General features: G+C 73.9%; 12 protein-coding genes. 8 read left to right on the plus strand and 4 right to left on the minus strand.

Going from position 1 to position 12,618, the window contains the following annotated elements; translation table 11 throughout:
- Together NP048_RS04140 and NP048_RS04145 are read left to right on the plus strand one after the other, a co-directional pair.
- Positions 1–231, plus strand: a complete 231-nt coding sequence (locus NP048_RS04140) for a hypothetical protein (RefSeq protein ID WP_227578216.1) — start codon at positions 1–3, stop codon at positions 229–231.
- Positions 221–604 (plus strand): hypothetical protein, encoded by a 384-nt coding sequence (locus tag NP048_RS04145; protein ID WP_227578217.1) that lies wholly within the window; start codon positions 221–223, stop codon positions 602–604. The genes NP048_RS04140 and NP048_RS04145 overlap by 11 nt, the downstream gene beginning before the upstream one ends.
- A 13-nt stretch (positions 605–617) precedes the next feature.
- On the opposite strand, the gene NP048_RS04150 is transcribed toward NP048_RS04145, so the two are convergent.
- Positions 618–1,007: a hypothetical protein gene (locus NP048_RS04150; protein ID WP_227578218.1), complete on the minus strand. Its 390-nt coding sequence runs from the start codon at positions 1,005–1,007 to the stop codon at positions 618–620.
- 48 nt (positions 1,008–1,055) lie between these two features.
- Positions 1,056–1,685 (minus strand): TetR family transcriptional regulator, encoded by a 630-nt coding sequence (locus tag NP048_RS04155; RefSeq protein WP_227578219.1) that lies wholly within the window; start codon positions 1,683–1,685, stop codon positions 1,056–1,058.
- A gap of 121 nt (positions 1,686–1,806) precedes the next feature.
- Here NP048_RS04155 and baiCD point away from each other — a divergent pair, with 121 nt between their 5' ends.
- Complete coding sequence (baiCD, locus tag NP048_RS04160; protein ID WP_227578220.1) at positions 1,807–3,759, plus strand: bile acid Fe-S flavoenzyme BaiCD; 1,953 nt, start codon at positions 1,807–1,809, stop codon at positions 3,757–3,759.
- A 93-nt stretch (positions 3,760–3,852) separates the two neighbouring features.
- A complete protein-coding gene (locus NP048_RS04165; protein ID WP_227578221.1) occupies positions 3,853–4,257 on the plus strand; it encodes a hypothetical protein in 405 nt (134 codons plus the stop codon).
- Positions 4,258–4,311: 54 nt separating this feature from the next.
- Here NP048_RS04165 and NP048_RS04170 read toward each other — a convergent pair whose 3' ends face one another.
- Positions 4,312–4,485, minus strand: coding sequence for a hypothetical protein (locus tag NP048_RS04170; protein ID WP_227578222.1), 174 nt, complete (start codon positions 4,483–4,485; stop codon positions 4,312–4,314).
- A 308-nt stretch (positions 4,486–4,793) separates the two neighbouring features.
- Here NP048_RS04170 and NP048_RS04175 point away from each other — a divergent pair, with 308 nt between their 5' ends.
- The 4 genes from NP048_RS04175 (at position 4,794) to NP048_RS04190 (ending at position 11,793) form a co-directional block, all read left to right on the plus strand.
- The gene (locus NP048_RS04175; protein WP_227578223.1) at positions 4,794–6,737 is read left to right on the plus strand and encodes an endo-1,4-beta-xylanase; all 1,944 of its coding nucleotides are present in this window, start codon (positions 4,794–4,796) and stop codon (positions 6,735–6,737) included.
- A 159-nt stretch (positions 6,738–6,896) separates the two neighbouring features.
- Complete coding sequence (locus NP048_RS04180) at positions 6,897–7,919, plus strand: 3-oxoacyl-ACP synthase III (protein WP_227578224.1); 1,023 nt, start codon at positions 6,897–6,899, stop codon at positions 7,917–7,919.
- Positions 7,916–10,786, plus strand: coding sequence for an alpha/beta fold hydrolase (locus NP048_RS04185; RefSeq protein WP_372456840.1), 2,871 nt, complete (start codon positions 7,916–7,918; stop codon positions 10,784–10,786). Before NP048_RS04180 ends, NP048_RS04185 begins: the two co-directional genes overlap by 4 nt.
- Complete coding sequence (locus tag NP048_RS04190) at positions 10,783–11,793, plus strand: NAD-dependent epimerase/dehydratase family protein (protein WP_227578225.1); 1,011 nt, start codon at positions 10,783–10,785, stop codon at positions 11,791–11,793. The genes NP048_RS04185 and NP048_RS04190 overlap by 4 nt, the downstream gene beginning before the upstream one ends.
- 69 nt (positions 11,794–11,862) lie before the next feature.
- Here the strand turns inward: NP048_RS04190 and NP048_RS04195 are convergent, their stop codons facing one another.
- Positions 11,863–12,510: a hypothetical protein gene (locus NP048_RS04195; protein ID WP_227578226.1), complete on the minus strand. Its 648-nt coding sequence runs from the start codon at positions 12,508–12,510 to the stop codon at positions 11,863–11,865.
- Between the last annotated feature and the right edge of the window lie 108 nt (positions 12,511–12,618).

Raw genomic sequence — 12,618 nt, forward strand, 5'->3', positions numbered from 1 at the left:
ATGTACTCCGAGGAGCCCGACGGCTCCGGCGCGGTGGTGTTCGAGACTCACCAGCCGCTCCGCGACGTCGCACTCGCGATCACGACGGGGGCGCAGGCGGTCCTGGATGAGCACGGCGAGGACGGTTACCTGGAGCGCTGGGTCGAGCACCCCTTCCCGTCCGCGCGTCTCGCAGCGATCCGCACGTGGTTGAGCGGCGACCTGGCTGAGCCGTCCGCCCGTGGGGGCTGACGACGTCGAGGACGCGTGGGACGTGGCAGCCGCCCGCTTCCGCGCCCTCGACGTCCCGGCAGCACGCCTGAACCTCGCGCTCCTCAACGCCCTGCACCCCCGGTGGGCGGGCGCCGTGCGCCCGGACACCTCCATGCTCACGCTGCTGTTCACCCGCCCCGGCGAGACGGGGTATGCGTTCAGCGAGCGCGTCGAGGTCCGGTGGGAGGCGGAGGACCGGGTGCGGATGGCGCTCGTCAGGGACGTCCCGCGTCGTGGCCTCGAGCGTCCGGGCGGACGGGTCGTCGTCGCGGGAGACTTCACCCGGCCGGAGAACGCCCTGCCCGCACTCGAGGCCCTGCTGCTCCAGCTCGCGTCGCCAGCTGACGGCTAGCGAGCGACCCGCCTCAGCCCTCGGCGATCGTGCGCTGGATGTCGGCACCCGAGGTGACGACGACCGCCGACTCACCGACGCCCTCGGGGAGGTTGGCGCGTGCCGCCTCGCTGCAGATCATCGGCGGCACGCCCGGGGCCATGAGCGTCATGTCGCCGGTCGCGGCGAGCTTGGCGACGAGGTCCCAGGCCTGCTGCCCGCTGATGTGGTTGACCATGAAGCCGTTGCCCGGATCGCCGATCCCGTACAGGTCGGCGGTCCCGTCGTCGAACTGCAGGAGCGCGAAGTCGGACTCGGGCTCCGTGCTCTTCACGTGGGGGGCGATGAGGTCACGGAGCGCGTCGCTGTCCGTCACCGCCAGCTCGCCGTCCACCATGCGCTGCACGAATACGTCGAAGCTCATGCCTGGAGCGTCTCACCGGAAGGTCTGTCGACTCAAGGCGGCGCCCACTCACCGTGCCAGCGTCCGCACCGCCGGCCCGAACATCTCGCGCACGGTCGCCGCGAGCAGGTCGAGCGCAGCACCGAGCCCGAGCTCGTCCTCGGACCACGCCTCCAGGACGCTGGCCAGGACGCCGCGCATCCCGTAGCCGACCGCCTGCGCGACCGCCCGGTTGCGCGGGCCGGTGTCGGTGGCGGAGGCCAGCACGTGCGACGCGATCAGCTCGGCCCAGCCCGAGACCAGCGGCCGCGCCCACGCGTGCGGGACCGTCGGGTCCTGCGCGAGGACCTGCAGGCGCAGCCGGTAGAACTCCCGGTCGGCGTCGTCGTACCGGATCGAGGCGCGGACGGCCTCGATGACCTGCTCGAGCACGTCACCGCCCGCCGGGGCGTCGCGCAGGTGCTGGGCGACGACCTCCTGGTTGGCGGTGTAGTCGTCGCCGAGGACGTCGAGCTTGGTGGGGAAGTAGCGGAAGAACGTGTTGCGCCCGATGCCGGCGGCCTGGGCGATGCGCTCGACGCTCGTCGCCGCGTAGCCGTGGGCGGCGAACTCGCGCATCGCGGCGTCGCGGATCGCGCGGTGGGTGGTGGCACGGGGTCGGCCGGGGCCCGGAGGAGGGGGCGGCTCGGGGGCGGTCACGGCGGGTTCTCCTCCTGGCAGGTGAGGCCGACCTTATCGGGACGATGGACCCGAGCCGCTGTTTCGGGACGCCAGTACGTTTCCAGTACCGAAAACTTCGGCCCGTACGAAGGAGTGCGTCATGCTCTACCCCCACCTGTTCTCGCCGCTGACCGTCCGGGGTGTGACGCTCAAGAACCGGGTCGACTTCCCGGCCATGGCGACCAAGATGGGCGCCGACGGCGGGTACGTGACCGACGCGCTCATCGACTACCACGTCGCCCGCGCCCGCGGCGGCTGCGGCCTGCTCACGGTCGAGGCGACCTCCGTGCACAAGCCGACGGCGCCGCGCAACTTCATGTCGATCGCCGACGACTCCTACCTCGAGGGCTGGATCCGCTTCAACGAGGCCGTCCACGCCGCCGGCGGCAAGACGTGCATCCAGCTGTGGCAGGGCGGCATCATCACGCCCGGGCAGGACCCGGCCACCTACGCCGTCATCCCCAGCGACATGCCGGTCGCGGCCGGTGTCGTCCTGCCCGGAGCGACCGTGGAGACGATCGCCGAGGTCGTGCAGGCGTGGGGCGAGGCGGCCGCGCGCGCGGTCGCGGCGGGCTTCGACGTCCTGGAGTTCCACGCCGGCCACAACTACTCCCCGGAGATGTTCCTCTCGCCCGGGTTCAACCACCGCACCGACGAGTACGGCGGCAGCGCGGAGAACCGCATGCGCTACCCGCTGGAGTGCATCGACGCGATCCGCGCAGCCATCCCGGACGACGTCCCGCTCATGATGCGCGTCTCCGCGGGCGACGACGGGGTCCCCGGCGGCAACACCGTCGACGACGTCATCGCCTTCACCAAGGTCGCGCGTGAGCACGGCGTCGACATGGTCAACGTGTCCCGCGGCACGCCGATGAGCGTGAACCTGCAGGTCCCGACGATGGACCACGACCGCGGGTTCAACGTCCACAACGCCGCCAAGTTCAAGGCGGGCACCGGCCTGGTCACCGTCGCCGTCGGCCGGATCAACGACCCGCAGCAGGCCGAGGACATCATCGCGTCGGGGCAGGCGGACATGGTCGTCATGGGCCGCGCCCAGATCGCCGACGCCGAGTTCTGCAACAAGGCCATGGCGGGCGAGGAGTGGCGGATCATCCGCTGCATCGGCTGCAACCAGGGCTGCTTCGACCGGATCGCGTCCGCGAACGCCGCGACCTTCCCGCACATCTCCTGCCTGCAGAACCCGGCCGTGGGACGCGAGGCGGAGTTCCGGATCCCCAAGACCGACAACCCCCGCACGGTCCTCATCGCCGGCGGCGGCATCGGCGGCATGGAGGCCGCCGAGCGCCTGCACGCGCTGGGGCACAAGCCGATCCTCTGCGAGGCGTCGGCGAGGCTCGGCGGGCAGTTCTACATGGCCGGGCTCGCCCCGCGGAAGCAGGAGATGAGCGACGCGGCGCTCAGCCGTGCCAGCACGCTCGAGCACTTCGGCGTGGACGTGCGGCTGAGCACGCCCGTGACGCCGGAGCTCATCGACCAGGTCGCCCCCGACGAGGTGATCATCGCGATCGGCTCGACCCCCATCACCCTGGACCTCGAGGGCTCCGACCAGAACTCCGTCATCGACACCGAGACGGTCCTGACGGGCTACTCCCAGCTCGCGGGCGACGTCGTGGTCATCGGAGGCGGGCTCGTCGGCCTCGAGGTCGCCGAGTACCTCGCCCAGAACGACCCGCGGGTCACGTCCGTCACGGTCGTCGAGATGGGCTCCGAGGTGGGCCGCGACCTGGGCATGCTGCGCAAGCAGGAGGTCCTCAAGCACCTCGCCCTGCACGAGGTCACGACGGTCGTGGACACCCGCTGCCTGCGGATCAACGCCGAGGGCGTCGTCGTCGAGCACGACGGCGAGGTCTCGACGATCCCCGCCACCGGCGTCGTCGTCGCTGTCGGCTCGCGCTCCCTGGACACCACCGAGCTCACCGACCACTGCCTGGCCAGGAAGATCCCGTTCCACATCATCGGCGACGCACGCTCCCCGCGGCGCGCGATCGACGCCGTCGCCGAGGCCGCGGAGGTCGCGATCTCGATGCGGTGACGCGCGTGGCGCCCGGTCAGCCGAACACCGTCGTGCTCGCGCTACGGTTCGGCGGATCGGTCACGGCCGCCCGGATGATGGGAGGGAGCGTCGATGCTCCTGCCGACACCCCGTCCGCACCGCAGCTCCCGAGGCATGACGGTGTGGCGCGTCAGTAGCCGCACGGCCCTCGCACTCGTCGCCGTCGTGCTGGCGGTCGGGTGCGAGGGGCCGAGCATCGAGGCGGAGGTGCGCAACGAGTCGGGCAGGGACGGGCTCACGGCCGTCGTCGTCGATGCGCAGGGGCTGGACTCGTTCACGAGCACCATGGAGGAGGTCGCCTACCTCGACACCCAGTGGGTCGACCGCGAGCTTCAGTGCCTCGTCGAGGAGGACGGGCACCTCGAGATCCGCGACGCCGACGGCGACGTGATCGTCCGGCACGACTTCGCCGACCGGCCCGTGTGCGACGGCGACGTGGGCGTCCTGGGTGAGGACGGCACGCTCACCTGGGAGTAGTCACGCCAGGTCGGCGAACGAGTCCTCGCCCGCATGTACCCGGAGGTTCGGTCGTCATGTCCACGCACCCCGTCGTCGACGCACGGCGATGCGGGTGCCGACGGCGATGTTGACCGCCCCCACGACGAGCGGAAGCATCCCCTCGGCGCCACCGGGAGTCGCCGGGAGCGCAGCGCCGCCGGCGAAGGCGACGGCCCCGCACACGAGCAGACCGGGCAGTCTCTCCACGTCGGAGCATCCGCACACCGCACACCGCACGCAGTGCCTGAGTCTGCGCCCCGCAGGCCGCAGCATGCGGGGAGCGTGGTTCCTTGACGTCCCCCGTGACCCTCCTTACCGTGTCACCCACTCGGCCTAGTGAACGTTCTCCGTCGACGACGACGTCGGCGCCTGCCCGTGGACCGCAACGGCTGTCCCGGGTGGCTGCTGGTGATCGTTCGCGACCGGTGGACCCCTCGGGCGGGTGGTGAAGATGCCAGCAGGCGGGGGGTCGCCCCTCGCCGCGCCGGCTCCGGTGCAGGTTCGAAGGGGGATCGATGATCGATCGAGGGACCACACAAGGAAGCGGCGGAGCGCCGACGGCGGGTCTGCGCGGTGCCCGGCGGCGGGCGGCGCGGTGGCTGGGGACCGGGGTCGCGATCGTCGTCGCGAGCGTCGGCCTCGGCGCCCCGGCCCAGGCGGTGGTCGCGCAGACCTACGAGGTCGAGATCCGCGCGGCCAAGCACGGGACCGTCACCGGCGCGGGCAGCTACGAGGCAGGCGAGACCGTCCAGCTGACGGCGACCCCGCGCGAGGGTCACGTCTGGGGCGGGTGGACGTCGGCCGACCTGGAGTGGATCGGCGCGCGCGTCGACTCCTTCACGATGCCGGAGCACGACGTCGTCCTCGAGACGTCGTTCCGCAAGGCGATCAGGCCGCTCAAGGACGTCTACCGCGACTACTTCGACGTCGGCAACATCTACTCCCATCCCGGCACGTACGCCGAGGGGTCTCCGAACTCGGCGACGATCGACCGGCACTACAACGTCATGACGGCCGAGAACAACATGAAGCCGGACCAGCTGCTGCCGAACGACAACATCGACCCCGAGACCGGTGAGTTCACCTTCACCTTCGACGCGGCCGACGCGTTCGTCGACGAGACGCTGGCACGCGGGATGAAGGTCCACGGGCACGTGCTCGTCTGGCACGGCCAGTCGCCGGCCCGCATCAACAGCGGCACCACGGGCGGCACCCGCGCCCAGGCCAAGGCCAACATGGAGCGGTACATCGAGGAGGTGCTCACGCACTTCCAGGGCCGCACCGTGTCCTGGGACGTCGTGAACGAGGCGTTCGTCGACGGGCTCGCGGAGTTCGACCCCGCGACGCAGGACTGGCGGGACTTCCTGCGCGGCGGCCCCAACGGCGGCTTCTCGCGCTGGTACAGCTCCTACGCGAACGGCGCCGACACCGCGGCGGGCGAGCACCCGGCCGACTTCCTCTACGACGCGTTCGTCTTCGCGCGCACGTACGGGCCGGAGACGCGCCTGGAGTACAACGACTTCAACGTCTTCCAGTCCGAGGGCAAGGCGCAGGCCATCATCGCGATGGCCACCGACCTCAACGAGCGGTACGCCGCCGAGCACCCCGAGGACCCGCGCCCGCTCGTCGAGGCCATCGGCATGCAGTCGCACAACTACATCAACCAGACGCCCGCGTTCGCGTGCTCCGACCTCACGCGGCTGCCGCGGCTCGTGGACGACGCCGCGGCGGAGTGGCAGCCGGGGGCGTGCTCGAACGAGGCGTCCGTGGAGCGCTCGATCCAGCTGATCACCGAGGCGGGCTTCTCGGTGAGCATCAGCGAGCTCGACCTGCAGGTGTGGGAGGCGTGGAACGGCCAGCCGGAGGGTGACGACCGGGCGGCGTACCGCGACCTGACCGACCCGTCCGTCAAGGACCGCATCTCGCGTGAGGGGTTCACCTACTGGGAGGGCAAGATCACCAACCGGGCCGAGCTGGAGAAGATCCAGGCCCAGCGGTTCGCTGAGTACTTCGCGGTCTACAAGAAGTACTCGACCGACATCAACCGGGTGACGTTCTGGGGCCTGACGGACCAGCTGAGCTGGCGGTCCACCCACAACCCGTTGATCTTCAACAGCGACTTCTCCGAGAAGCTGGGGGCGGTGGCCGTCGCCGACCCCGAGAAGTGGCTGGGCCTGCGCCATCAGGTGACCGACACCTCCGCGCTCGAGGCGGCGCTCGCGACCGTCGCGGAGCTCGACCTGCGGGGGCACACCTACACGGGCAAGAGCGTCGCCGCGGTGAAGAAGGCCGAGGCCCGCGCCAAGGCCGTCCTCGCCCACGGCGGCCCGCAGGCCAAGGTGAACGAGGCGACCGCCGCGCTGCTCGACGCGGTCGCCGCGCTCGAGCCGAAGCCCACCAAGCCGCCGAAGCCGACCAAGCCGCCGAAGCCGCCGAAGCCCGGCCACCCCCGGTCCTGACGGCGGGCGACGAGGCCGAGGCCCTCGCGGGCTCCGGGGCGAGAACGCTCCGGACGCCCACGGGGGCCTCGGCCTTCGCGTGCCCACGCACTGGCCACCGCCGTGCACGCTCCGGCCGGTCAGGGGAGGATGGGGTCTCCGTGACCTGGAGGCGTGTGAGTGGCAGGCAACGCGACAACGACATTCCGCAACGCGGCCCTGCTGTCCCTGGCCGCCGTCACACCCGACCGTGTGACCACGTCCGCGGAGCTCGACGGCCGGCTGCGGCCCGTCCTGGAGCGGCTGCGGCTGCCGACAGGGCTGCTCGAGCGCATCGCCGGCGTCCACGAGCGCCGCAACTGGGCGCAGGGGCAGAGCTTCGACGCCGCGACCATCGAGGCGGGCGCGAAGGCGCTCGCCGAGGCCGGCGTCGACCGCGGGCGGATCGGCCTGATCGTCAACACGTCGGTCACGCGGCCGCACCTCGAGCCGTCCGTCGCGGTGCGCATGCACCACGGCCTGGGCCTGCCGTCGTCGGCCGTGAACTTCGACATCGCGAACGCGTGCCTCGGGTTCGTCAACGGCATGAGCCTCGCGGCCCAGCTCATCGACGCCGGGCAGATCGAGTACGCGCTGGTCGTCGACGGCGAGGACGCCGACGAGGTCCAGCACAACACCGTCGCGCGGCTGTCCCGCGAGGGCACGACGCGCGCGGACTTCATGCGCGAGTTCCCCACCCTCACGCTCGGCTCGGGCGCCGCCGCCGCGGTCCTCGGGCCCGCCGACGCGCACCCCTCCGGGCACCGCCTGCTGGGCGGCGTGACCCGCGCCGCGACGCAGTTCAACGAGCTGTGCGTCGGCGGGGTCAACGGCATGTACACGGACGCGAAGGCGCTGCTGCGCGGCGGCATGCAGCTCGTCATGGCCGCGTGGGAGGAGGCCCGCGAGCACTTCGAGTGGTCCCACATGGACCGCTACGTGATGCACCAGGTCTCCGACGTCCACACCGACGCCATCATCAAGGCGGCGAAGCTCGACCGGGCGCGCGTGCCGCTGACGTACCCGCGGTTCGGCAACGTCGGGCCGGCGTCCATCCCGATCACGCTCGCCCACGAGGCGTCGAGCCTGACGCCGGGGGACCGCGTTCTGCTCATGGGCGTGGGCTCCGGGATCAACACCGCGATGCTGGAGCTCGCCTGGTGACACGTCCCCCCACGGGGCCGGCCGGTCGGCTGCCCGCGCCGACGACCGCGCCCGCGCAGCTCCCGCCTGCCGGCCTGCCCGGGCTCGACCCGGCGTGGTCGCGCCTCGTGACCGCCCCGGAGACGGCCCTGCAGCCGACGCCCGGCCGCGGCGACGGGGTGCCCGCCGCTGACGGGACACCCCCGCTCGAGCGCACCTGGCACGTGCTCGACACCGGACCGGCCCTCGCCGCCCGGGGCGTCACGCCCGTCGGGACGCTGCTGTGCGTCCACGGCAACCCCACGTGGGCGTACCTGTGGCGCGACCTCGCCTCCGCCACCCTCGCCGCCGCCACCCTCGCCGCCGCCACCCTTGCCGCGGCGGACGCCGCCGACGGCCCGGGCGCGTGGCGCGTCGTCGCCGTCGACCAGCTGGAGATGGGCTTCTCCGAGAGGACGGGTACGCACCGGACGCTGCGCCGCCGCGTGCGGGACCTCGGTGACCTCACCGACGCGCTCGGGCTGGACGGCCGGGTGGTCACGGTGGGGCACGACTGGGGCGGCGTCGTCTCGCTCGGCTGGGCCGTCGACCACGCCGACGCGCTCGCGGGCGTCGTCCTGCTCGACACCGCGGTGCACCAGCCGCAGGACCGGCCGATCCCGCTGCCGCTGCGCCTCGCGCTCGGCGCGCTCGCCCCGTCGACGGTCGCGACGCCCGCGTTCCTCGAGACGACGCTCGCGCTCGCGCACCCGCCGCTGCCCGACGACGTCAAGGCCGCCTACCGGGCGCCGTACCGCACGCCCGAGCGCCGCGCGGGGATCGGCGCGTTCGTCGCCGACATCCCCGTCGGCGCCGCTCACCCGAGCGCGGCCGAGCTCGACCGCGTCGCCGCGGGCGTCCGTTCCCTCGACGTCCCGGCGCTGGTGCTGTGGGGCCCGCGGGACCCCGTCTTCGGGGAGGCCCACCTCGGGGACCTGCTCGCGCGGCTGCCGCAGGCGCAGGTGCACCGCTTCGAGGGCGCGGGGCACCTGGTCGCCGAGGACGTCGACGTCGCGGGCGCCGTCACGACGTGGCTCGCGGAGCGCCGCCCGCCGGGCCCGGACCTCGCCACCGTGATGCGCGACCGCGCCACCGCAGCGACGGGTACCCGCACCGCCGACGCGGCCGAGGCGCGCGCGCCCCTGTGGCGCCGGCTCGACGACCTCGCCGACGACGACTCGACGGCGCTCGTCGAGATGGCGCCGCCCACCGGCGACGGCGTTCGGACCGTCACGTGGCGGCTGCTCGCGCGGCGCGTCCGTGAGCTCGCGGCGGGCCTGCACGCGGCCGGTGTGCGCCGCGGGGACCGGGTGTCGCTCCTCGTCCCGCCCGGTGCCGACCTGACCGCGACCCTCTACGCGTGCCTGCGGATCGGCGCCGTCGTCGTGGTCGCGGACGCCGGGCTCGGTGCGCGCGGGCTCACGCGGGCCGTCCGTGGCGCGCGACCGACCGTCGTGGTGGGGGAGCGCAAGGGCCTGGCCGCGGCGCGAGCGCTCGGCTGGCCGGGGCGTCGCGTGTCGACGACGACGCTGCCCTCCACCACGGCAGCCCTCCTCGGCGTCGAGCTGAGCCTGCCCGACCTGGGCGACCTCGGTGTCGGGACCGACCTGCCGCCGGAGCCCGCGCCCGACGACGTCGCGGCCATCCTGTTCACGTCCGGGTCCACCGGTCCTGCCAAGGGCGTCGCCTACACGCACGCGCAGCTCTCGGCGATGCGCGACGCGCTCGCGGCGCAGTACGGCCTGGGCGTCGGGACGGGCCTGGTCGCGGGCTTCGCACCGTTCGCGCTGCTCGGCCCCGCGCTCGGCTGCCGCTCGGTCACCCCCGACATGGACGTCACGGCCCCCCGCACGCTCACCGCGCGAGCGGTCGCGGCCGCCGCCGAGGCGGCCGCCGTCGACCTCGCCGGCCCGACCGCGGTGTTCCTGTCGCCCGCCGCCGTCGCGAACGTCGTCGCGACGGCGGGCGACCTCACGGGCGACGACGAGCGCGCGCTCGGCCGCGTCGGGCTGCTGCTGTCCGCGGGTGCGCCCGTGGGGGAGGCACTGCTCGCGGCGGTCGGTGACCTGCTGCCCGGTGCCGTGCCGCGCACGCCGTACGGCATGACCGAGGGCCTGCTGCTCACGGACGTGACGCTCGAGGAGATCCGCGCCGCCGGGTCCGGCGGAGCGGCGGGCGGGGTGTGCGTCGGACGGCCCGCGGCCGGGGTGACCGTGCGCATCAGCGCGCTCGATGCCGACGGGCGCGCGACCGGGCCCCTGGACGCGACGCCCGGCGTGACCGGTGAGGTCGTCGTCGCCGCGGCGCACGTGAAGGACCACTACGACCGGCTGTGGCTGACGGACCGCGAGAGCCGACGGGGGACGCCGGACGGTGACGGACCTCGTGGGCCCGGCGACGGGCACGACGCGCTCGACGGCGTCGCGCCCGGCGCGCGCTGGCACCGGACCGGTGACGTCGGGCACCTCGACGCCGAGGGCCGGCTGTGGATCGAAGGGCGGCTCGCGCACGTCCTGCTCACCGCCGACGGGCCCGTCACCCCCGTCGGACCCGAGCAGCGCGCGCAGTGCGTCCCCGGGGTGCGGCGTGCGGGCGTCGTCGGGGTGGGGCCGCGGGGTACGCAGCAGGTCGTCGTCGTGGTGGAGACCGAGCCGGGCGCGCGCCGGCCGTCCCTCGCGACGCCCGCGCTCACGGCCGCCGTGCGCGCCGCCGTCGGTCCGGCCGTGGCGGCGGTGCTCGTCGTGCCCGACCTGCCGACCGACGTCCGCCACAACTCCAAGGTCGACCGCACGCGGGTCGCGGCATGGGCCGAGGGCGTGCTCGCCGGCGGACGGCTGGGCCGACCGTGAAGGTGCTGGTCACCGGGGCTTCCGGCCTGCTGGGGCGCACCACGGCCGCACGGCTGCGCGACGCCGGTCACGAGGTGCGGACCTTCCAGCGGCGACCCAGCGGCGTGGCCGGCGTCCAGGACTCCCTCGGCTCGGTGACGGAGCCCGACGCCGTCGACCGTGCCGTCCGCGGCGTCGAGGCGGTCGTGCACCTGGCGGCGAAGGTGTCGTTCGCGGGCGACGCCGCCGACTTCCGCCGCGTCAACGTCGACGGCACGCGCACTCTGCTCGCCGCGGCCGCACGCCACGGCGTCGCCGACGTGGTCCACGTGTCGACGCCGTCGGTCGCGCACACGGGGACGGCGATCGTCGGGGACGACGCGCCACGCGCCGACCCGCAGCGCGCGCACGGCGAGTACGCGCGGACCAAGGCGCAGGCCGAGCTCCTCGCGCTCGACGCCGACGGCGCCCTGCGGGTCGTCGCCGTCCGGCCGCACATCGTGTGGGGGCCGGGCGACGAGCAGCTCGTCGCGCGCGTCGCGCAGCGGGCCCGCGCCGGACGCCTCCCGCTGCTGGGCCACGGCGCGGCGCTCATCGACACGACCTACCTCGACAACGCGGTGTCGGCCCTGGTCGCGGCGCTGCACCGGCTCGGCGACGACGACGATGCCGTGCGGGGCCGGGCCTACGTCGTCACCAACGGCGAACCGCGCACGGTCGCCGAGCTGCTCGCGGGGATCTGTGCGGCCGTCGGTGCGCCCGCTCCCACGGCCCGGGTACCCGCCGCAGTGGCTCGCGGTGCGGGTGCCGTGGTCGAGACGCTCTGGGGTCGGCTCCCGCTGCGCAGCGCCGACGGGGAGCCGCCCATGACGCGGTTCCTCGCGGAGCAGCTGTCGACCGCGCACTGGTTCGACCAGCGCCGCACGCGTGCCGACCTGCGGTGGGTGCCCGAGGTGACGCTCGACGAAGGGCTGCGACGGCTGGCGCAGTGGCACGCGGCGGAGGGCGGAGCGGCGCTGCGTGCCTGAACGACTCCGGCGCGGGAACGACGAGGGGCCGCCGAGAACCTGACGGCTCGGCGGCCCCTCGTCGAGGCGTCAGAGCGGGCCGGCCATGCCCGGGTGGTCGTTCGCCGGCGCGGGCGTGACGGCGGGCGCGGCCTCGGGCGCGGCAGCCGGAGCGGCCTCGGCGCCGGGCGCCCCGGCACCGAACGCACCGACGCCGTACGCCTCGGCGGCGGGCACCGGCGCCTCGTCCTGCGCCTTCGCCGCGGCGAAGGCCGACCGCAGGACCGCGAAGGAACCGAGCGCACCGAACCCGAGGGCCCAGCCGAGGTCGGGCAGGTAGTCGGGCAGGGCGTCGGGCAGGACCTCGAAGAACAAGGGCCAGAACTCGCCGTGCGTGAGCGCCGACCACGCGCTGAGGCCGCTGCCCTCGACGAACGCGGTCGCGCCGTCGTAGACGATGCCGGCGAAGAAGGCGAGGAGCAGCGTGACCGCCGTCGTCACGAGCACGATCGCGGCGCCGACGCGGCTGATCCGACCCGCTCCCCACGCGTACAGGCGGAGCGCGAGGAAGGCGACGACGGCACCGACGAAGGCGGTCACGTAACCCAGTCCCCAGATCAGGACCCAGGCCGCCACGCCCACGGGCACGGTGACCAGCGCGGCAAGCGTCCCGCGGCGGACGTTCTCGCGAACGGGTACGGCCGAGGTCGTCGGGACGTCGGCAGAGGTGTCAGACACGGGGACTCCCGGGGAGGTGGCCCGGGTCGATCCCGGGCGAGCGCGAGCAGCGTAGCGACGGGGGAGTGCGCCGCGTGGCTGGTTTTCGGTACCGATTCAGCACGGCGG

Origin of the sequence: Cellulomonas xiejunii, assembly GCF_024508315.1 — a bacterium.
Classification (GTDB): domain Bacteria; phylum Actinomycetota; class Actinomycetes; order Actinomycetales; family Cellulomonadaceae; genus Cellulomonas; species Cellulomonas xiejunii.